This is a genomic window from Alcanivorax sp. 24 (assembly GCF_004360225.1).
Classification (GTDB): domain Bacteria; phylum Pseudomonadota; class Gammaproteobacteria; order Pseudomonadales; family Alcanivoracaceae; genus Alloalcanivorax; species Alloalcanivorax xiamenensis.
The window spans coordinates 25,304-45,849 of the sequence record NZ_SNUA01000006.1 but is presented as its reverse complement, the minus strand read 5'-3'; the positions used below and the strand labels follow the sequence as shown (position 1 = coordinate 45,849).

The 20,546-nt window shown below is 62.5% G+C and carries 20 protein-coding genes; 8 read left to right on the top strand and 12 right to left on the bottom strand.

The window, feature by feature from the left end:
- Positions 1-21 precede the first annotated feature (21 nt).
- The 8 genes from E0L37_RS09885 to hisB all read right to left on the bottom strand — a co-directional run bounded on the left by E0L37_RS09885 (position 22) and on the right by hisB (position 6,550).
- The gene (locus E0L37_RS09885; RefSeq protein ID WP_133491585.1) at positions 22-1,365 is read right to left on the bottom strand and encodes an MFS transporter; all 1,344 of its coding nucleotides are present in this window, start codon (positions 1,363-1,365) and stop codon (positions 22-24) included.
- A 275-nt stretch (positions 1,366-1,640) separates the two neighbouring features.
- On the bottom strand, positions 1,641-2,561 hold the full coding sequence (locus E0L37_RS09880) for a bile acid:sodium symporter family protein (protein ID WP_133491584.1): 921 nt from the start codon (positions 2,559-2,561) through the stop codon (positions 1,641-1,643).
- Positions 2,562-2,631: 70 nt separating this feature from the next.
- On the bottom strand, positions 2,632-3,045 hold the full coding sequence (arfB, locus tag E0L37_RS09875; RefSeq protein WP_133491583.1) for an alternative ribosome rescue aminoacyl-tRNA hydrolase ArfB: 414 nt from the start codon (positions 3,043-3,045) through the stop codon (positions 2,632-2,634).
- 118 nt (positions 3,046-3,163) lie between these two features.
- Entirely contained in the window at positions 3,164-3,625 is a 462-nt protein-coding gene (locus E0L37_RS09870; protein WP_133491582.1) for a YaiI/YqxD family protein, read from the bottom strand.
- Positions 3,622-4,395 (bottom strand): imidazole glycerol phosphate synthase subunit HisF, encoded by a 774-nt coding sequence (hisF, locus tag E0L37_RS09865; protein ID WP_133491581.1) that lies wholly within the window; start codon positions 4,393-4,395, stop codon positions 3,622-3,624. Before hisF ends, E0L37_RS09870 begins: the two co-directional genes overlap by 4 nt.
- Positions 4,396-4,409: 14 nt before the next feature.
- A complete protein-coding gene (gene hisA, locus E0L37_RS09860) occupies positions 4,410-5,150 on the bottom strand; it encodes a 1-(5-phosphoribosyl)-5-[(5-phosphoribosylamino)methylideneamino]imidazole-4-carboxamide isomerase (protein ID WP_133491580.1) in 741 nt (246 codons plus the stop codon).
- A 51-nt stretch (positions 5,151-5,201) separates the two neighbouring features.
- Positions 5,202-5,843 carry an imidazole glycerol phosphate synthase subunit HisH gene (gene hisH / locus E0L37_RS09855; protein WP_133491579.1) on the bottom strand — a complete coding sequence of 214 codons (642 nt, stop codon included), beginning with the start codon at positions 5,841-5,843 and terminating at the stop codon, positions 5,202-5,204.
- 101 nt (positions 5,844-5,944) lie between these two features.
- Complete coding sequence (gene hisB, locus E0L37_RS09850) at positions 5,945-6,550, bottom strand: imidazoleglycerol-phosphate dehydratase HisB (RefSeq protein ID WP_133491578.1); 606 nt, start codon at positions 6,548-6,550, stop codon at positions 5,945-5,947.
- Positions 6,551-6,964: 414 nt separating this feature from the next.
- Here hisB and E0L37_RS09845 point away from each other — a divergent pair, with 414 nt between their 5' ends.
- On the top strand, positions 6,965-7,273 hold the full coding sequence (locus tag E0L37_RS09845) for a GNAT family N-acetyltransferase (RefSeq protein ID WP_133491577.1): 309 nt from the start codon (positions 6,965-6,967) through the stop codon (positions 7,271-7,273).
- Positions 7,274-7,366: 93 nt separating this feature from the next.
- On the top strand, positions 7,367-8,182 hold the full coding sequence (locus E0L37_RS09840; RefSeq protein ID WP_133491576.1) for a RimK family alpha-L-glutamate ligase: 816 nt from the start codon (positions 7,367-7,369) through the stop codon (positions 8,180-8,182).
- Here E0L37_RS09840 and E0L37_RS09835 read toward each other — a convergent pair.
- Entirely contained in the window at positions 8,107-9,330 is a 1,224-nt protein-coding gene (locus E0L37_RS09835) for a hypothetical protein (RefSeq protein ID WP_133491575.1), read from the bottom strand. The genes E0L37_RS09840 and E0L37_RS09835 overlap by 76 nt on opposite strands.
- A gap of 135 nt (positions 9,331-9,465) precedes the next feature.
- On the opposite strand from E0L37_RS09835, the gene serB reads away from it, so the two are divergent.
- From serB to E0L37_RS09810, 5 genes are all read left to right on the top strand, one after another.
- The gene (gene serB / locus E0L37_RS09830; protein ID WP_133491574.1) at positions 9,466-10,695 is read left to right on the top strand and encodes a phosphoserine phosphatase SerB; all 1,230 of its coding nucleotides are present in this window, start codon (positions 9,466-9,468) and stop codon (positions 10,693-10,695) included.
- A 230-nt stretch (positions 10,696-10,925) separates the two neighbouring features.
- Entirely contained in the window at positions 10,926-11,444 is a 519-nt protein-coding gene (locus E0L37_RS09825) for a sigma-70 family RNA polymerase sigma factor (protein ID WP_133491573.1), read from the top strand.
- Between the two features lie 2 nt (positions 11,445-11,446).
- Positions 11,447-12,421: a FecR domain-containing protein gene (locus E0L37_RS09820; RefSeq protein ID WP_133491572.1), complete on the top strand. Its 975-nt coding sequence runs from the start codon at positions 11,447-11,449 to the stop codon at positions 12,419-12,421.
- A 316-nt stretch (positions 12,422-12,737) separates the two neighbouring features.
- Complete coding sequence (locus tag E0L37_RS09815) at positions 12,738-15,146, top strand: TonB-dependent siderophore receptor (RefSeq protein WP_133491571.1); 2,409 nt, start codon at positions 12,738-12,740, stop codon at positions 15,144-15,146.
- A gap of 9 nt (positions 15,147-15,155) precedes the next feature.
- The gene (locus E0L37_RS09810; RefSeq protein ID WP_133491570.1) at positions 15,156-16,013 is read left to right on the top strand and encodes an alpha/beta hydrolase; all 858 of its coding nucleotides are present in this window, start codon (positions 15,156-15,158) and stop codon (positions 16,011-16,013) included.
- Positions 16,014-16,216: 203 nt separating this feature from the next.
- On the opposite strand, the gene E0L37_RS09805 is transcribed toward E0L37_RS09810, so the two are convergent.
- The 3 genes from E0L37_RS09805 to E0L37_RS21855 all read right to left on the bottom strand — a co-directional run bounded on the left by E0L37_RS09805 (position 16,217) and on the right by E0L37_RS21855 (position 19,159).
- A complete protein-coding gene (locus E0L37_RS09805; protein WP_133491569.1) occupies positions 16,217-17,716 on the bottom strand; it encodes an NAD(P)/FAD-dependent oxidoreductase in 1,500 nt (499 codons plus the stop codon).
- 259 nt (positions 17,717-17,975) lie between these two features.
- Positions 17,976-18,845, bottom strand: a complete 870-nt coding sequence (locus E0L37_RS09800; protein ID WP_133491568.1) for a CHAD domain-containing protein — start codon at positions 18,843-18,845, stop codon at positions 17,976-17,978.
- A gap of 188 nt (positions 18,846-19,033) precedes the next feature.
- On the bottom strand, positions 19,034-19,159 hold the full coding sequence (locus tag E0L37_RS21855; protein ID WP_255433142.1) for a hypothetical protein: 126 nt from the start codon (positions 19,157-19,159) through the stop codon (positions 19,034-19,036).
- Positions 19,160-19,218: 59 nt separating this feature from the next.
- Here E0L37_RS21855 and E0L37_RS09795 point away from each other — a divergent pair, with 59 nt between their 5' ends.
- Positions 19,219-20,463 (top strand): acyl-CoA dehydrogenase family protein, encoded by a 1,245-nt coding sequence (locus E0L37_RS09795; protein WP_133491567.1) that lies wholly within the window; start codon positions 19,219-19,221, stop codon positions 20,461-20,463.
- Positions 20,464-20,546 lie beyond the last annotated feature (83 nt).

Below are 20,546 nucleotides of genomic sequence, written 5' to 3'. Positions count from 1 at the left end.
ACCTCCATCGGACCCGGTGTCTCAGGCGCTACCGCCGACAACCTGGGCGGACCGCTGTGCCAGGGCTTCCTGGTAAAGTTCTTCTTCACGGGCTTTATGCGCGGCGGAGAAACGCACGGCGATGGCGCACAGGGCGCTGACCAGCACCAAAGCGCCAAGGATGAACAGGGTGTGCTGTACTTCCCCCACCCACAGCAGCAGGAAACCGGCGGCCACCGCGCCCACATTACCGCCGGCGCCGATAATGCCAGCCACGCCGCCGAGCGCCTGGCGGTCGATGAACGGCACCAGAGCGTAGGTGGCGCCGCAGGCCATATGGGTGAACAGGCCGAAGGCGAGCATCGACAGCACCGCCAGTTGGAAATTGTCCATCAGTGAGAACAGCAGCAGCCCCAGCCCCTCGCCAACGATGAGCACGAACAGCACCAGGGCACGGGCATCCAGACCACCCCGGCGTGCCACCTGATCGGAAACCCAGCCGCCGAGCGCGCGGGCGAACAGGGCCAGCAAACCGAAGCTGCCCGCCACCAGCCCCGCGCTTTTCAAGGACAAGTCGAAGTTATCGAGAAAATAGGTGGCGACCACGTTGTGCATGAAAATTTCGACGCCGAAGCAAGCGCCGTAGGTGACGAACAGCATCCATACACGATAGTTGCCCGCGGCCAGTTTGAAGCTGTCCCAACCGCCTTTCTTCCCCGTATCCGGAACCTTGCCGGCGGCACGCAGATCGCTGTAATTGCCGTCCATGCAATCCTGGGTGAAACGCCAGTAAAGAAACGCCATCACCAACATCAGAACCCCGGGCACCAGCAAGGCCAGACGCCAACCGAACGCTTCACCAACGCCAAACATCAACACCGCGCCAAGCACCAATGGCATCAGCGCCTGCGCCGCGCCACCACCGGCATTGCCCCAGCCCGCCGCTGCCGCATTGGCGGTGCCCACCACGTTGGGCGCATACATGATCGAAGTGTGGTACTGGGTAATCACGAAGCTGGCGCCCACGGCACCGATGAGAAGGCGAAAGAACAGAAAGCTCTCGTAGCTCTGCGCCGCCGCCACGCCGAACACCGGAATAGCGCCAAGCAACATCAAGCCGGTGTAGGTCTTGCGCGGCCCATACCGGTCACAAAGCGGGCCGATGATCAGCCGGACGAGAATGGTGATCGCCACGGCGGCGATGTTGATGTTGGCGATCTGCTTGGTGGTCAGACCGAATTCACCGCGAATCACCGGCATCAAAGGGGCGCAGGCGAACCACGCGAAGAAGCAGACGAAGAACGCCAGCCAGGTCAGATGGAAGACCCGGGTCTGTACCAGGCGCAGATCAAAAAGTTGCAATCGGGTTGCTTTATCAGTGTGCATGGTCTGAATTCCTCACCAGAACACACCGCAACTCGCAAGGACCATGCCACGGCCGCCGACCGCCCGAAAGGGCCACCGTGAGCGGACGTCCGCGCGCCCCGACTCCCGTCTTTTTTATTTATAAAACAAGAAACTAGGGCGGCCGCATCGATAGCCGCCACCCCGACTTATGGTGCCGGTGAGACCACCCGGCGGCGTCAATCCGCCCCGCGCCATGCCCATATCGGGTGCAGATTTAATGCACCCGGTGCGTGCACCCGGTGCATCACCATCCTCTACACCACTGTCCGGGACCGACCGATCCCGGTAAGCCGGCTGTAGCCCAGCATCAGGAAGCCGAACAGGAACATCAGCACGCCATACACCGCCGCCGGTACCGACATCGCCTCGGATTGCAGCAAGGTCAAGGTGATCATCAGCCCCAGGGTCCCGTTCTTGATCCCCAGTTCGATCGCCACGGTGAACGCCTGCGGCCGGTCCAGACCGATCAGGCGGCCTCCCAGCATACCCAGCGCCAGACCAATGATGTTCAGCAAAACCACCGCCGCCCCGCCCTGTTTGAGCAACACCAACGCTTCTTCTCCGAGATCAATCAGCAGCAGGGCAATCACCGCCACCAGCACCAGCAGACCAAACACGCTCACCAGTTTTTCGCCTTTCTCCGCCCAGTCACGACGGAAATGGCGCAAGGTCATGCCCAGAATCACCGGGACCAGGATGATGACGAACAAAGTGATGACGGTACGCAGCACCGGTAATTCCAGCACCTGTTCGCTGTCCTGGAAATGGCCGAGAGCCCAACTGGTGAACATCGGCAGGGTGACAATGGTGATCAGACTCGCCGCCACCGTGAGGACAATGGACAGCGCCACGTCGCCTCGGCCGAGAAAGGCAAACAGATTGGAAGTGGTACCACCAGGACAGGCCGCGATCACCACCAGCCCCACCGCCAGCGCCGGCGACAAGTCCAACCACAGCGCCAGTCCCACGCCGACCATCGGCAACAACAGAATCTGGGCCACCAAGCCATACAAGGTGGCCCGGGGCGCCACCAGCACTTCGCGAAAATCCTTGGGGGTAAGGGTCAGCCCCATACCCACCATGATCAGAAACAGGGCAGCCGGCAGCCCCACCGCAATCAATGTCGCCTGGTCCATGCGCTCGTCCTCTTTGTCATTATTAGGACGATCGTACATTGTCTCCACTGATGCGGCTATCGGCCCCATGCACTTCCGTTCACTCAACAGCGAAGGCTGAGAACAGGCTCTAAGTCTTGACCTTGCCGCGCAGCGACTTCACCTGACCGCGATGGCTTTTCTTGTCCATGCGTTTGTTGCGCGCCGATTTCGATGGACGAGTGGGCTTGCGCTTCTTGTGTACCACCGTGGCTTCGAGAATCAGCGCACGTAAGCGCTGCAACGCATCATCCAGATTTTTTTCCTGGGTCCGATACCGCTGAGCCTTGATCACAATGACCCCGTCAGCGGTGATGCGCTGATCGGACAAGGCCAGCAAACGTTCCTTGTAGAACTCGGGCAAGGTCGAGGCACGCACGTCGAAGCGCAGGTGGATGGCGGAAGACACTTTATTGACGTTCTGGCCGCCCGCGCCCTGGGCGCGGATGGCATGCCATTCGATCTCCGCTTCGGGGATAGTCACGTTGTTGGAGATTTTCAGCATGGGAGCGGGCTCTCAATTTGTCTTTGGCGGTTACCACGGAAAGGGCGGCGGGCCGCCGCAAGCGAATCTCTTGAAGCCCGAAAACCCACGCTCTTGCAGGCAAGCGCCTACAACAGCCTTATCGCGCGGTGGCCAGGAACCGGTCAAGGGCGTTGGCGAACGCCTGAACCTGACGTTTATCCAACGCCGAGGGGCCGCCGCTGGCGAGGCCGGCGGAGCGCATCTCTTCCATGAAGTCCCGGCGATTCAAATGCTCACGCACGGTTTCCTTGGTGTAAAGGGTGCCGCGCGGATTAAGACCGGTGGCGCCCGCCGCCACGATCCGGTCCGCCAGCGGCACATCGGCGGTGATCACCAGATCACCGGGGCTCACTTGGCCGGCGATGTAATCATCGGCGGCATCGAAACCGGAGGGGACCTGGATCAAACGGATAAACGGAGAACGGGGCACGCGCATGGCGTGGTTCGCCACCAGCCGGGTGTGCAAATGGCGGCGCTGGGCGGCACGGAACAACACTTCCTTGATCGCGCCGGGGCAGGCATCCGCGTCCACCCAGATCGACGGCGCCGTCTCGGTCACAGGCGCATCTCAATGCCGGCCTGCTGCATGTATTGCTTGGCTTCGGCAATGCTGTATTCGCCGAAGTGGAAAATCGACGCCGCCAGCACCGCATCGGCGCCACCCTGGATCACGCCGTCCACAAGATGCTGCAGATTACCGACACCGCCGGAGGCAATCACCGGCACCGGCACGGCATCGGCAATGGCCCGGGTCAGGGCGATATCGAAACCGTTTTTGGTGCCGTCACGGTCCATGCTGGTCAGCAGGATTTCGCCGGCGCCGTAATCAGTCATGCGTCGCGCCCATTCCACCGCATCAAGGCCGGTGGGTTTGCGGCCACCGTGGGTGAAAATCTCCCAGCGATTGTTCTCGCTCTCGCCGCTGACTTTCTTGGCGTCGATGGCCACCACGATGCATTGGGAGCCGAACCGCTGCGCGGCCTCATGGACAAATTCCGGGCTCTTCACCGCCGCCGAGTTGATGCTGACCTTGTCGGCGCCGGCGTTAAGCAGATTGCGGATGTCTTCCAGGGTGCGCACGCCACCGCCCACGGTGAGCGGGATGAACACCTGGCTGGCCATGCGCTCCACGGTTTCCAGGGTGGTGTCCCGCCCTTCGTGGCTGGCGGTAATGTCCAGGAAGGTAATCTCGTCCGCCCCGGCTTCGTTGTAGCGGCGCGCCACTTCCACCGGATCACCGGCATCGCGGATATCAACGAACTGGACGCCCTTGACCACGCGGCCGGCGTCCACGTCGAGGCAGGGGATGATGCGTTTGGCAAGGCTCATGATGGTCTCCGCGCTCAGGCGCCGGTGAGCTGGTCGGACAGCGCCTGGCCTTCGGCGAAGTCCAGGGTGTTCTCGTAAATGGCACGGCCGGTGATGGCGCCGCTGATGCCCTGGTCCGCCACCGCGCACAGGTTGCGCACGTCGTCCAGATTGGTGATGCCACCGGAGGCGATCACCGGGATGCTCATGGACCGGGCCAGCCGTACCGTCGCGTCCACATTCACGCCCTGCAACATGCCGTCCCGGCTGATGTCGGTGTACACGATGGCGGAAACACCGTCGTTCTCGAATTGCCGGGCCAGTTCGATCACATCCACATCGGTGACGTTGGCCCAGCCATCGGTAGCCACCTTCCCGTCCTTGGCATCCAGACCGACAATGATATGGCCCGGAAAACGCTGGCACATTGCCTTGACGAAAGCCGGTTCGTTAACCGCCTTGGTACCGATGATCACCCACTGCACCCCGGCGTCCAGGTAGGCCTGGATGATCTCCGGGGTACGGATGCCACCGCCAATCTGGATCGGCAGGTCCGGGTGGGCCTTGGCGATGGCCTTGACGATCTCGCCATTCACCGGCTCGCCAGCAAAGGCCCCGTTCAGGTCCACCAGGTGCAGGCGGCGGGCGCCCCGTTCCACCCAGTGAGTGGCGACGGCCACCGGGTCTTCGGAGAAGACGGTGTCGTCTTCCATGCGCCCTTGCTTGAGGCGTACGCACTTACCGTCTTTCAGGTCGATGGCGGGAATCAGTTGCATCAAAGTCTCTTTCTATCAACGTGTATCGGCGTTTTGTCGGCACGGCGACGGTCAGGGCTGCCAGCGCAGGAAGTTTTCCAGTAGTTGCAGGCCGGCGTCGGCGCTTTTTTCCGGATGGAACTGCACCGCGAAGACATTTTTCTTGATCACCGCGGCGGCGAAATCGCGGCCGTAGTGACACATGCCGGAGATATTCTCTTCCGGCACGTCCACGGCACAATAGCTGTGCACGAAATAAAAACGGCTGTTGTCGGCGATGCCCGCCCACATCGGGTGCGGGTGCGTCTGGCGCACTTCGTTCCAACCCATGTGCGGCACTTTCAGGCGGTTTCCGGTTTCCCCGTACTGCTCACCGAAATGGGCGACACGGCCCTCGAACACACCGAGGCAGTCGACGCCATCGTTTTCCTCGCTGTGATCCAGCAACGCCTGCATGCCCACGCAGACGCCAAGTAGCGGTTTGCGCGCATCGATCACATCGAGAATGGCCCGGTCCAGCCCGGTCTCGGTGATCACCCGGATACAGTCACGGATGGCGCCGACACCGGGAAACACCACCCGGTCCGCGTGACGGACCTGGTCCGGATCCCCGGTGATCACGATGCGTTGACCGGAAGCCACTTTATCCAGCGCCTTGCCGGCGGAGTGCAGATTCCCCATGCCGTAATCGACCACGGCGACGGTTTCACTCATACCTGGATTCCTCATTTTGTCCGCCGGTGATGACAATTGATCAATGACCGTCGGATGGCGCGGCCCCGGGAGACCGGGGCGCCCGGGTTGGTCATTCAGGATTACTCGGTTTCCGTCAAGGTGCCCTTGGTGCTCGGGGTGATATCCCCCATGCGCGGATCCCTCTCCACCGCCACGCGCAGAGCACGGCCAAAGGCCTTGAACACGGTTTCCGCCTGGTGGTGCGCGTTCTTGCCACGCAGGTTATCCACGTGCACGGTGATCATGGCGTGATTCACCAGGCCCTGGAAAAACTCGTGGAACAGGTCCACGTCGAAGCCGCCGATCATGCCACGGGTAAACGGCACATGCATTTCCAGGCCGGGGCGGCCAGACAGGTCGATCACCACCCGGGACAAGGCTTCGTCCAGCGGCACATAGGCGTGGCCGTAACGGCGAATGCCTTTCTTGTCGCCCCAGGCCCGGGACAGCGCCTGCCCCAGGCTAATACCGATATCCTCCACGGTGTGGTGGGCATCGATATGCAAATCCCCATTGGCGACGATGTCCAGGTCGATCAGACCGTGACGTGCCACCTGATCCAGCATGTGCTCCAGAAACGGCAGGCCGGTGTCCAGCTTACAGGCGCCAGTGCCATCCAGATTCACGGCTACCCGGATCTGGGTTTCCAGTGTGTTGCGCTCGACAGTGGCGCGACGTTCGCTCATCGGTACCTCCAATATGAGAGCCTGTTTATGATCTCTACACCGCCGCGTTGCCGCTGGAAAAACCGCCAGACGGCGTTGCGGACTGCAGGCTCTGGTGGGCCAAAGTCAAAGGCCGCAGCGTCGTCTGGTGACTTTTCCAGCGCAACCCGAAGGGCCGGGCTCCCCTGTGCCCTCCGGGTATTTTGCCGCCAGGCCGCGATTACGCTTGTTTATGTAGATGGGCTACACCGCACAATCGGAATCACACCCTGACGACACTTTCTACCAGGTGAGAAGAGAACTCCGGCGCGGTGGCGTAGAGATCATAAACAGGCTCTTAGACGGGTAGTATACTAGGGAACCGACCCTTTAGCCTACGTGACCCGCCGAGATCGGCCGGGCACGGACGTTTTTTGACCGTCTCCGGGAGACCGCATGCCGATTCAGCTCCAGATTCACGCCGCCAGTGACACCCTCAACGACACGTTCGCCAAGACCCTGCGCGAGGATCCCGATCACGCCCGGGCGCTACGCCAGGCCATCGCCGCCGGGCACACCATCGCTGGCGCCCATTTCAACGGTCAGCCGGTGGCGGTGGCCGCCGTGGACGACGGGACCCTGCTGTGGATGGTGGTGCACCCGTCCACCCGGGGACGGGGCGTCGGCACGGATTTTCTGCGGCTGCTGGAACAGCACCAAGGCGGCCCTTTGTCGCTGCCGCCGGAGTGCCGCCGGCCAGGCTGAATCGCCGCCGCGGGACAGCGCTGAATTTGCTTGCCGAGCCTCCGATTTAGCCCTATAAAATCGTCCGTTACGGCTGAATGGTGCTGTCCCGCGTTGAAACTGATCACCTTTGATCCCTTCCGCACCCTGGGGCTGGCTTCGGTTCGCTACATCAAACCGGAACACGCCGCCGCCCACGTGAGCGAATTGAGCGAAGCCGACTGGTTGCTGTTCCCCGCGTATTGGCAGTTGCACGGCCTGCACTACGTACTGCGGCGGCCCATTTTTCCCAGCCCGGCCTCCTATCATCTGGGCCACGACAAGATCGAAATGACCCGGGCTCTGGAGTTGGCCTGCCCCCAGCATCTGCCAGCCACCGAGGTGCTGCCCTCCGACAGCGTTTCGGTAAGCCGTATCCTGGACACCTGGACATTCCCGTTCGTGGGCAAACAGGTCCGCTCCAGCCGTGGCGAGGGCGTGTTCCTGATCGAGAACCGCCCGCAATTACAGGCGTTCGCCGCGCAAAACGATGTGCTCTACATCCAGAGGCTATTGCCGATCGTGCGCGATCTGCGCGTGGTGGTGGTGGGCCGGAAGGTGATCGCCGCTTACTGGCGCGAGGGCGAGGGCTTCCTCAATAACGTGGCACGCGGCGGCCGGGTACGCCATGACCTGCCGGTGCCGGAAGCCGCGGTGGCACTGGTGCACGACCTGGCCCTGCGGCTGGGCATCGATTACGCCGGCTTCGACGTGGCCTGGGTGGACGGTCATCCCTATGTGCTGGAGTTCAACCGTCTGTTCGGCAATCAGGGCATGCCCGACCTGCCCCAGCGCATCGCCGTGGCGATGAATGATTACCTGCTCGGCGAGACACCGTCCTCGCCCGCCGGGCCGGAGCCCAACCCGTCGCCCATCACCGCTTCCGCCTGACTGCGCAGCAGCGCCTGGTAACGGTAGGCCAGCTGCTCCACCGGCTGCAGCCGCACCTGGCGCTCACCGGCCATCACCGTCAGTGCCCGCTCCGGCTGGTACAGAGCTTTCACATCCAGTTCTCCTCGGGTGAGCTGGCTTTCCGGCACCTGTAACCGGCCCGGTACGCCGGCCACGCACAACGCCCAGCTCTCCTCTTCCCCGAAGTTGTCACAGACCAGGGCTTTGAATTCCAGCGCCGGCGCCTGGTGGGATTTGCGGCGGGGCCCCTGCAGGCGCACCAGGCGCAGGAACAGCAGGCCCGCGCACAGCGCGGCGAAGGAAGTGGACGACAACGGCTGTCCGGGGAAACGCACCAGCGCACGATCCCCCAGCCCACGCTCCACCTGGCCACCGTACAAGTGCGCCACTTCACTCAACAGATGATGATAGTCATCCAGCAAGGCCCGCAGAGCCTCGGCCGTATAGCGCTGCCGGAAGTGATCAAAATTGACGATACTCAGGCGCAGATCGCTGCCGTCCGACCCGCCACTGCTTTGCGGACGCTGGAAAACGATGGACGGCGGCGCACCATCCAGCGCGTCGGCGTCGTCACATCCGCCACTGCTGCCCGACGCCTCATCGTCCCTCCTGGCCGGCAGTCCTCGCTGGATTCGACGCCACATGACTTCACCGGCCACTCTCAGCAACAACACGCCAAGCACCACCAGCACATAACCGGATTCCAGCCCCTCGCGGGCGGTGCTCGGATGGGCCGCCAGCACCAGGGCTCCGGCCGGCTCGCCGTCGGGCAGCGCCACCGGCACTTCCACTCTCACCGTGGCCGCCGAAGGCGGTTCCCCTCCCGCCAGCGGTTGCCGGGCCACGCTAAGGAAACGCGCCTCGCTGACGGTATCCAGAGCGCGGGTTTCACGGGCGATGACATTGAGACTGATAAGATCGTCACCGGCCATGGACTCAGCCGCGCGCAGGGCGGTCTGTCTGGCCAGGGAGGCCAACTCCCGCCGCTGCTGTTCTTCCAGACGAGTGGAAAAATGCTCCAGAAAGTAGACTCCGATCACCAGCGCCATCAGCAGCATGGTGGCCAGTTCCACCAGCAGAACGCGCTCCTGACGCAGCCACGGGCGCCATCGTTGCCAAAGGGACATGTTCCGTATTTCCTGTTGGGTGAATCGCGGGGCCGAGTATACCTGTTTAGAGCCTGTTCATGGCGCCAAACCGGGCTGCCGCTGGCCCGCGCTTTTTGCTACGCTACGCCGACCTTTTACCAAGGACCATAGTTAGTGCGCGAGATCATTCTGATCCAGGTGTCCGGCAACGACCGACCTGGCTTGACCGCGGCCTTCACCGCGATACTGGGCCGCTACCAGGTGAACGTCCTGGATATTGGCCAGGCGGTGATCCACGACACCCTGTCCCTGGGCATTCTGGTGGAGGTACCACCGGAGGGGGAAGCGTCGCCGCTACTCAAGGATCTGTTGTTCGAGGCCCACAAGCGCAATGTTTCGGTGCGCTTCCGGCCAATTGATGAGGGCCGCTACGAGGAGTGGGTGGCCGGCCAGGGCAAGGACCGCCACATCATCACCCTGCTGTCGCGCAAGATCACCGCCGAACAACTGGCCGAGGTCACCACCGTGGTGGCCGACAACGGTCTCAACATCGACAGCATGACCCGCCTGTCCGGCCGGGTTCGCCTGGAAGGCGAGCAGGAGAATCCGGACACCCGGGCCTGCGTGGAAATCTCCGTGCGCGGTGAGCCCCGGGACGCGGCGTCCATGCGCGCCGCTTTTCTGTCCATCGCCAACGAACGCAATCTGGACATCGCCTTCCAGCGTGACAGCGCCTTCCGCCGCAACCGGCGGCTGGTGGTGTTCGACATGGATTCCACCTTGATCCGCTCGGAAGTGATCGATGAGCTGGCCGCCGAGGCCGGCGTGGGCGAGCAAGTGGCCGCCATCACCGAGCGCGCCATGCGCGGTGAACTGGACTTCAATGAAAGTTTCCGTTCCCGCGTGGCCCTGCTCAAGGGGCTGGACGAAGGCGCTCTGGAACGGGTGCGCGACCGCCTGGAACTGACCGAAGGCGCCCAGCGTCTTATCCCCACCCTCAAGGCACTGGGCTACCGCACCGCGATCCTGTCCGGCGGCTTTACCTGGTTCGGTGAATGGCTCCAGCGCACATTGAACATCGACTACGTCTACGCCAACGAGCTGGAGATCGAGGACGGCAAGGTCACCGGCCGGGTGGTGGGCCAGATCGTCAACGGTGAGCGCAAGGCGGAACTGCTCAAACAGATCGCCAGACAGGAAAATATCAACCTGGAGCAGGTCATCGCCGTGGGCGACGGCGCCAACGATCTGCCCATGCTGGGCGCCGCCGGTCTTGGCATCGCCTTCCGCGCCAAGCCGCTGGTGAAAAAGAACGCCGAGCAATCGATTTCCACGCTGGGCCTGGACGGCATCCTCTATCTGATCGGTGTGCGCGACAAGGACCAGGCGGAACTGCTGAACTAGTCCGTATTCGCTGGCAAGCCAGCTTCCCACAGCAGCTTTCTTGGACCTCCGTGTGAAGCTGGCTTGCCAGCGAACAACTTTGCACCTGGCCTCCACGGCTCTTCATACTGAAAAGAACCGCGTTGGGCCGTTGCTATTGCCCCTTGTAATGAGACTGATTCGCGTTTAATGTGTGTTTTCAACGCCTGCTTCCAGGCATCGCACTTTCGCCAACCACCCGTCTCCGTCCCATGCCCGCCACTGAAATCGATCCGTCCCATCTGGCCGAGCTGTATCGTGACCACCACGGCTGGCTGCATCTTTGGTTGCGGCGCAAGCTGGGTTGCACCGAGCAGGCCGCCGACATTGCCCAGGACACCTTCGTGCGTGTGCTGGTGCGCGGAAAGCCGGTCACCGGCGAAGCGCCGCGAGCTTTTCTGGGCACTATCGCCAAGGGGCTGGTAATCGATTTCTGGCGCCGCGGCGCTCTGGAAAAAGCCTACCTGGAAGCATTGGCACAGTTGCCTCAGGGATACGCACCCTCCGCCGAAACCCGTAACGAAGCCCTGCAAATGCTGGAGCGGGTGGCGGCCATGCTGGACGGTCTGAAGCCCCGGGTACGTCGAGCCTTCCTGCTTTACCAGTTGGGTGGCCAGAGTCATCGCCAAGTGGCCGAACAGCTCGGCGTCTCCACCCGCACCGCCGAGCGTTACGTGGCCGAAGCCCTGATGCACTGCTACCGGCTGCGCTTCGAGCAGGGCGGCGCCTGACCATGACCCACGAGCGGACTCTGCCGGAATCGGTGGTGCACACCGCGATCCAGTGGCAATTGCGTTTGGACGGCACCGATGATCGCCAGGCGGCCTGGCAGGACATCCTCGAGTGGTGCGAACACCATCCCGACCATGCTCTGGCCTGGCAACGGCTGTGCAGCCTGCGTGGCGAATTCCGTTCACTGCTGGAGACTCTGCCGGACAGGGACATGGCCTTACCGGTGCTGAACAATGCTGGTGCCGATCTGCATCGGCGCCGCGCGCTGAAGAGCCTACTCGCACTGTTGGTGGGCACCCCCGGTGGTTGGCTCGCCTACCGACACTCACCACTACACGCTGACTACCGTACCGGTGCCGGAGAACAGCAGCGTCTGACGCTGGAGGACGGTACCCGCATCCAGCTCAATACGCGCTCTTCCCTGGACGTGCGCTATAGCGACAACGAGCGGCGTCTGGTGCTGAATCACGGCGAAATGTGGGTGGAAAGCGGAGCGGATGCAGGCTATGCCTTGCCTCGACCGCTACGGGTCGAGCATCGTTTCGGCCATTGCGAAACCAGGCGGGCCCGGTTTCTGTTACGGGACCACCAGGGCGATTTCGCCACCCTCTGGGTGGAACAAGGCGAGGTCACCGCCATCACCGCCACCGGTCAACAGCAGCGTTGCGCCCCCGGTGAGCACTGGCGGCTGGGCGACTTCGCCGCCACCCCTCTGGCCACACCAACGCAACCGCCAACGGCCTGGACGAGCGGCATGCTGGTGGTGGACGACATGCGCCTGGAAGAGTTCGTCGCCGAACTGGCCCGTTACCGTAGCGGGCACACTGGTTGTGATCCGGCGGTGGCGGATCTGCGTCTCTCCGGCGTATTCCAGTTGGACCATCCCGACGCCTTGATGGAGGACCTCGGCCGCCTGCTGCCGGTGGAGGTAGTCTGGCGTACATCCTGGTGGGTCCGGGTGATGGCCCGGGCATGACGCCGGAGCACCGCCGGGACGACAAAGAAAGCCGCCGTGGGAAGCGGCCTTGGCCGCGAATGCCCCCGGGCCGTTGGCCATTCGCTTGCAAGCATGCTCCCACGGCGGCTTCGTAGCATGATCCGTGAGAGCCAGCCTGCTGGCGAGTGGCGCACTAGCGAGCTTGCAAGGCACCAGAGAAGCTCCCACGGCGGCTCCGTGGCAATCGCCGAGTCGCGGTCATCAGTGTTAGCAGGAAATCAGAAAGTGTGTCGGTTTTTCCCCTGTCGTTCGGTTAACGGGATGACACGTCCTTAAACGATAGCGGAACGACACCATGCTTTTCTCTTTTTCTCACCACCCCAGCCGCCCATGGCGCCGGCGTACGCTCGCCTCCGCGCTGGCGCTAACCCTGGGCTGCGGCCCCGCCCTTGCCACCCCACCCGCCGAAACAGCACCGCCCCCCGCGGCCCTGCGCGACATCCGTATAGACGCCGGCCCGCTGGCTCCCGCTCTGAGCCGGTTCGCCCAGCAAACCGGCATCACCCTGTCCTTCTCTCCGGATCTGGTCAAAGCACGGCGAACCCACGGACTCCGCCAGCCCACCTCGGTGGCGCAAGCCCTGGCACAACTGCTGGCCGGCACCGGGCTCACCGTGGAGCAGGGCCGCGGCGGCTACGTAGTAGTTCCGGTTCAACAGGGTGCCCCCGAGCACGTATTGGACCCGGTCACCGTGCGAGGTCAGCCCGGCGGCACCAACGGCGTCGACCCGGTGGACGGCTATCAGGCCGGTTACAGCCGTACCGCCACCAAAACCGATACTCCTGTCCTGGAAACGGCGCAGAGTATCAGCGTGGTCACCTCCGATCAGATCGCCGACCGCAAAGCCTCCAGCGTCGAGGAAGCGGTGGCCTACACCGCCGGGGTCAGCGTCGGTGGCGCTGGTCTGGATCCCCGATTCGACCAGATCAAGGTGCGCGGCTACCCGGCCACCACCAACGCCGACTTCCTGGACGGGCTGCGCCAACCCAACACCGGCTGGCTGTCCTACTACATCAGTGAACCCTACGCGCTGGAGCGGGTGGAAATCCTTAAAGGTCCGGCCTCGGTACTGTATGGACAGATCAGTCCCGGCGGCATGGTCAACCGGGTGAGCAAAAGGCCGAGTTTGTCGGCACGCAAGGAGGTGGAATTGCAGGCCGGCAACAATGATCACCTGCAAGGCCAGTTCGATGTCGGCGGCAAGCTGGACCGGAACGCGGATGTGCTTTACCGGCTGGTCGGTGTCGCCCGCGACGCCGAGACCGATATCGAGCAGGTGGACAACGATATTACCCTGCTGGCCCCATCACTGAGCTGGCGCATCGACGAGGACACTCAATTGACGTTGCTGGCGCAGTACAGTGACCGTCTCACCAGCGGCTCGCCGCGGCCCTACCAGCAAGGCGACACCCTGACCCGTTTCTGGCCCGGCGACGAGGCATTCGACAAACTGGAGCAACAGCAATGGAGTCTGGGTTATGAGTTCGAGCACGCTTTCAATAACAACGTCCGCTTCCAGCATAATCTGCGTTACGGAAACGTTGATACCACCAACCAGTATCTCGGAGTCACTGGCGCCGACAGCAGCAACCCGAATCTGCTGCGGCGCTCCAGCTACGGCATTTACGAAACCATGGAGTCGGTGACTTCCGATACCCGTCTGGTCACCGAACTGAGCACTGGCCCGGTCCGCCATACCCTGCTCACCGGTATCGACTACACCTGGCTGAACTACGATGTGGTCTACGCGTCCGGCACGGCACCGGCCATCGACATCACCAACCCGGACTATCATCAGCCGGTCCCCAAACCGACCACCGGCACGGTGTTCACCGATCAAAGCGGCATCTCGCATCGCGGCGGCCTGTATCTGACGAACCAAATGGCGTTCGGTGGCTGGCGGCTGTCCGCCGGACTTCGTCAGGACTGGAGCGCCACCGACAAGAAGAATCGCCTCAACGGCAGTCACGACAAGAGTCACAATGACAAAACCACCGGGCAGATCGGTGCTCTCTATCTGTTCGATTCCGGCGTCGCGCCTTACGTCAGTTATGCCCAGTCCTTTCTTCCCGAGAATGGCGCCAATATCCACGGTGAGGATTACCAACCCACCGAGGGAGAACAGGTCGAACTCGGGGTAAAATACCAGCCACCGGGCAGCCGCACCCTGCTCACCGCGTCGCTGTATCAGTTGACGCAAACCAATGTGCTCACCCGCGATCCGGACAATGCCCTGAATCACTTGCAGACCGGCGAAGAACGTTCCCGGGGCATCGAACTGGAAGCGGTTTCCGACATCAACGAGGCCCTGCGCATGACCGCCAGTTATGCGTTCAACGACGCCGAGGTGACCAAAAGCAACGACGGCGACGAAGGCAGGGATCCGATCAACCGGCCCCGCCATCTGGCCAGCCTGTGGTTGGAATACCATCAGTACGGAGGCGTTCTCGATGGCCTCGGTGTGGCCGGTGGCGCCCGCTATGTCGGCAGCAACTACAGCGACAGCAATAACGACAAAAAAAACGAGGCCTACACGTTGGTGGATCTCGGCGCGCACTATGACCTGCGTGGCGCGCTCACCGGATTCCGTGTCGGCGTCAACGCCAAGAATGTGCTCGACAAACAATACATCGCCTGCGAGGCCGGTTATTGCTATCGCGGCGAAGGCCGCAGCGTGATCGGCAGCGTCAGCTATCGTTGGTAGGAGCCCCCCATGTCCATTGTCTTCACTGCCCGCTGGTTGATCACTCTGTTTTTCTGCGGCATCACCATGCCACTGATCGCTGCCGCCAAAGACACTCCGGTGACGTTGAGTGGCACCGTGGAATGGCGGCTCGTCAACGCCGAAGGCCACTCCTACCGCATCATGATCAGCGAACCGGAAGGGGAACCGCCCTACACCGGCGGCTATCCGGTGCTGTATGTGCTGGACGCCAACGCCTATTTCGCATCGCTGCACGAAGCGAAACGGGCGCAAAAGGCGTACCGGAAAGCGATCATCGTCGGCATCGGGTACCCAGGAGATGAACCGCTCAACTTCCTGCGCCGGTCCTATGATTTTTCGCCGCCGGTCCCCGAGGATCGCAACGACCCGCCCCAGGGTGGCCAGGACCAGTTGCTGGATTTCATGGAGAGAACACTGATGCCGAAGGTCGCGGAACACTACACCGTGGACGAGGATCAACAAAGCCTCTATGGCCACTCGTTCGGCGGCATGTTCACGGTTTACGCGCTATTCACCCGACCGGAACTGTTCGATCACCATATTTCCGCCAGTCCCAGCCTGTGGTGGCACGACCATTATCTACTGCCCCCCGAGCGCCGCTTCACCGAACAGGTCACCAGTCGCGAGATCGATGTGACACACACCAGTCTGGCACTGATCGTGGCGGAGCGGGATTCACCCCAGGAGGTGCAGAACACCGTGGCATTGCAAAAGCGTCTGCAGCCGTTATCCGCCTGGGGACTGCGCAGCAGCGTCACCGTGATCGGGAATGAAGATCACATGTCGTTGCCGTTTCGCATCGAGAATCGGGTATTACGCGAAGTGCTGACCGCGCGGCGGCGGTAAGCGTTGCTGCTTTGGCATAACCACTTGCCTACGGCACGCTATTCGCGAGTAAACTCGCTTCCCACGGACGGGACGACAAAGCTCCCGTGGGAAGCTGCCGGGACGGCGCTCCGCTTGCCGGCGAAGGGCGCCGCCTGCCTGTAGGCGAATTGTGAGACACCAATAGCCCTCTCCATGCCGGAAAGGAGCGCGTCATCGGCCCGTCAGCTCCGCAACATCGCCAGCAAACCACCACGGCGACGGCTGGCCGGAGCCGGTGAGAACTCCAGGGTGTCGTCCTCGATCCGCCCGAACCGCAGCGCCGGCAAATCCTTGAAGTAGTTGTTCAGCACCTGCCAGGGCGCCTTGTTGCCCTGGCGGGGCAGACGGTCGGCGGCGCGCTGCACATAGCCGGATTGCAGGCCGACGAAATTGTCGTCGGTATCGCAACCTTCCTCGTCACGCGGCGTCACTCGTTCAATACCATTGCGCGCCATGTAATTGAGCAGGCGGCACACATACTCGCTGACCAAGTCCGCCTTCAGGGTCCAGGAAGAATTGGTGTAGCCGAACACCAGCGCCATGTTGGGCACGTCACGCAACATCAGCCCGCGATACACCAAAGTATCCTTGGGCACCACTTCCTCACCGTCCACGGTCAGGCTGGCGCCGCCCAGCAGTTGCAGGTCCAGACCGGTGGCGGTAATGATGATGTCGGCCTCCAGCTCCTTGCCGGATTTCAAGCGAATACCGTTCTCGGTGAACGTGTCGATATGGTCGGTCACCACATCCGCCTTGCCCCTGCGCAGTACCTTGAACAGATCACCGTTGGGGACCGCGCACAAGCGCTCGTCCCACGGGTTGTACTGAGGCTTGAAGTGGGTCATGTCGAATTCGGTGCCCAACTGACGACGGGCGGCGGCCAGCAAGGCGCGGCGCACCAGCTTGGGCCGCTGCTTGGACAGCTTGAACACCATGCGTTGCAACGCGATATTGCGCGCCCGGGCCAGACGGTACACCGCCATCTCCGGCAGGAACCGGCGCAGATTGGCGGAGATCGGGTCTTCCTGCGGCACCGTGGCCACATAGGTAGGCGATCGCTGCAGCATGGTGATGCTGCCGGCTTTGTCCGCCATCGCCGGCACCAACGTCACGGCGGTGGCGCCACTGCCGATCACCACCACCTTCTTGCCGGAATAATCCAGGTCCTCGGGCCATTTTTGCGGATGGACCAGTTGGCCTTTGAAGTCGTCCACGCCGGGGAAGTCCGGGGTATAGCCGGCATCGTAATTGTAGTAACCGGTGCAGCAGTACAGGAACTGACAGGTGATCTGTTCGGTACCGCCATCTTCCTCGCGCACCAGATCCACGGTCCAGCGGTTCTGTGTCGAGGACCAGCGCGCCCCGGTCATCTTGCGGCCATAGCGGATCTTGTCCTCGACCTTGTATTCCTTGGCGGTGTCGACGATGTAGTTGCGGATCGACGGCCCGTCCGCCAGCACCTTGGCTTCGGTCCAGGGGCGGAAGTTATAGCCGAGCGTGAACATATCCGAGTCGGAACGGATCCCCGGATAACGGAACAGGTCCCAGGTGCCCCCCATGCGCTCACGACGCTCAATGATAGCGTAGCTGCGCTCCGGGCATTGGCGGCTCAAATGACAAGCGGCGCCGATACCGGACAGGCCGGCGCCAATGATCAGAACATCGAAGTGGTTATTGGCCATGATTCTCTCCGCCGAATGGGCTGAGCCGCCATCCTCGCGTGGTCGGCGGCTCGTGACATTGGCCCATAATGCGGGGGTCCCGGGGTGACCGGAAGGTCGGATGGTGCCGAATCAGCGGCGCTACGGCCAAGCGGATGGCTCAATCAGGGCGCTGCGGCCAATGTCCATGACATTGACCGATGTAAAGGACGTTTGCGCCTTCGAAGCGCCGGGCCCGGACTGGCGCGAGGGTCATTCCAGCGCTTGTCTCCGGTGACGCTCAGGCGGGAAAAGAAAGCTGCTCCAGGGCCTGCCGCAACATTTTCGGCTTCAATTCAAACACACGGCGGGTACGCTGCCGGCACTCCGTCATCACCCTCTCTTCGCGGCGGGCGGTCAGTTGGCGCGCGCAGACCAGCGCTTCACGGAGTTCAGCGTCCGAGGTTTTCTTGAGGCGGCGTTTCAGATGGTCATCCAACATGTGCAAATCGTGCAGGTCACCAAGGCAACTGCCCAGCTTGCGGATCCGTTTTATATCCACATCGGCGTCCGCCAGCGTGCCGCCCAGAGGCTCCAGTTGATAAAGCATATATTTCACGTCGCGGCGCAAACGGTGCCAGTCCTCGTCCTTGCCCTCGGACAGGGTCTCCAGGGCCTGCTGACGTAATTGCCGGTACAACGTGACGTACCCCTTGCGGATGACCTCCTGATCCTCCCCCTTGCGCTTGAGCGCCTGCCAGGCGTCCAGGTCTTCCTGGAACACCAGAGGCAATACTTCCGGCACTGGCGGTGCCACCGGCTCGCCCTGCTCCTCCGTCAGCCAGGCAATCACCCGCTCCAGTGCCTGCAGCTCATAATCCCGGCGCGTGGTCAGCTTCAATGAAGCCAGCGTCTCTTCGGTGACCTGGCGATCACGGGAAGCGGCCAGCAGTCTGGCTCCGGTACGCAACGCCTTGTCCTGCTTCTGGCCGCGCTTGCTTTCACCCTGGGTGGACATCAGCTGCCACAACGCGCGCTGACGTTTGATCAGCACACGCAGGGAATGAACCTGTTCCGGTGTCAATTGCCGTTGATCCATCAACGATGCGAGAGCCTGGCAATCCTGGTCACAGGCCACGGCCACCAGCCGTTCCAGCATGGGGGAACTCATGGATACCTCCGGGGTGCGAAAAGCCGCTCGATTATGGCAGGCCCCCAGCGGGATTACCGTGACAAGGAAATGACAGCGGATTCTCGTTGGCGAATCGTTATCGCATACGGGACCGTCTCAAGAGTGAGTTGAGCTGGGCCGGACGCTTTAGAGCACTCTGTCTGAAAGCTTCGCGGATACAAGTCCAACTACTTTGAGCGTTTGCAGGGGCGCAGGTTCAGGTTCTCCTCTTTTGGCGTCCGGCTCAATACTATCGCCTCATACCTCGCCGCCGCCCAGCGTATTGTGTGCTTACCATTTTTCTTGATCATCATCAAAAGCCTCTCCTCCCCAGTGCCCTAGGCTGAAGGGTCCAATCAGCGAGGAGCGCCCCATGGAGTTTGAATTCTCCGAATACAGCCGCCAGGTCCAGGACGTGATGCACCAGTTCATGCGACGCCGGGTGATGCCCCGCAACGCGGAATGGCACCGGCTGGCCAACGCCGGAGAATACCCTCTCCCGGTGATCGATCCGCTCAAGCTTCAAGCCCGGGAGGATGGCTTGTGGAATATGTTCCTGCCGGAACTGCGCGAGGACGAACCGGGAACCCGTCTGGATAACCTGGATTACGCCCCGCTGGCGGAAATCATGGGACGCATCCCGTGGGCCGCGGAAGTTTTCAATTGCAGTGCCCCGGACACCGGCAACATGGAATTACTGCACCGCTTCGCCAGCCCGGCGCAGTACGACCGCTGGCTGCGCCCTTTACTGGAAGGCGAGCTAAGATCCTGTTTCGCCATGAGCGAACCGGACGTGGCGTCCTCCGACGCCACCAACATCGCCACCACTTTGCGCCGGGACGGCGATCACTATGTACTGGACGGTCGCAAGTGGTTCATCACCGGCGCAGCCCACCCCCGCTGCGACTTCGCCATCGTGCTGGCACGCTGCGATGATCATGAAGGCGGCGGCCCCCACCACCAGCATTCCATGATCATGGTGCCTCTCGATACCCCGGGGGTGAGTGTGGAACGCAACATTCCCATCCTCCAGCACCACTCCCCGGAAGGTCATTGCGAGTTGCTGTTTCGTCAGGTGCGGTTGCCCTTCGAGTTTCTGCTTGGCGAGCCCGGCGCCGGTTTCACCATGGCCCAGGCCCGGCTTGGCCCGGGCCGCGTGCACCATTGCATGCGCACCATCGGGCAATGCGAGCTGGCCCTGGAGATGATGTGCGAGCGGGCGCTGGAACGGCGCGCCTTCGGCAAGTTCCTGTGCGATTTCGACAATATCCGTGACTGGATCGCCGAGAGCCGGCTGGAGATCGACCAGGCCCGTTTGCTGGTTCTTCAGGCCGCCTGGCGGATGGACCGCCATGGCAACGCCGCCGCCAGAGTGGCGGTCTCCGCGATCAAGGTGGTGGCCGCGCGCCTGCAAACCCGGGTACTGGACCGGGCCATGCAGATTTTCGGTGCCATGGGACTCAGCCCCGACACACCGCTCGCCTATCTGTGGACCTGGGGCCGCGCCCTGCGCTTCATGGACGGTCCGGATGAAGTGCACCTGCGCACCGTGGCCCGGGATGTACTACGCCGGGCGCGGGAAAACCGTGGTGCCACGGCGGTGTATTTCACGCTGTGATGCCTGGCGACGGCGGAGTGCTCCGCGGTCAGCGCCTTGTATGCGCATTTCAATGCGCATACACTTCAGGAACGTTACCCACA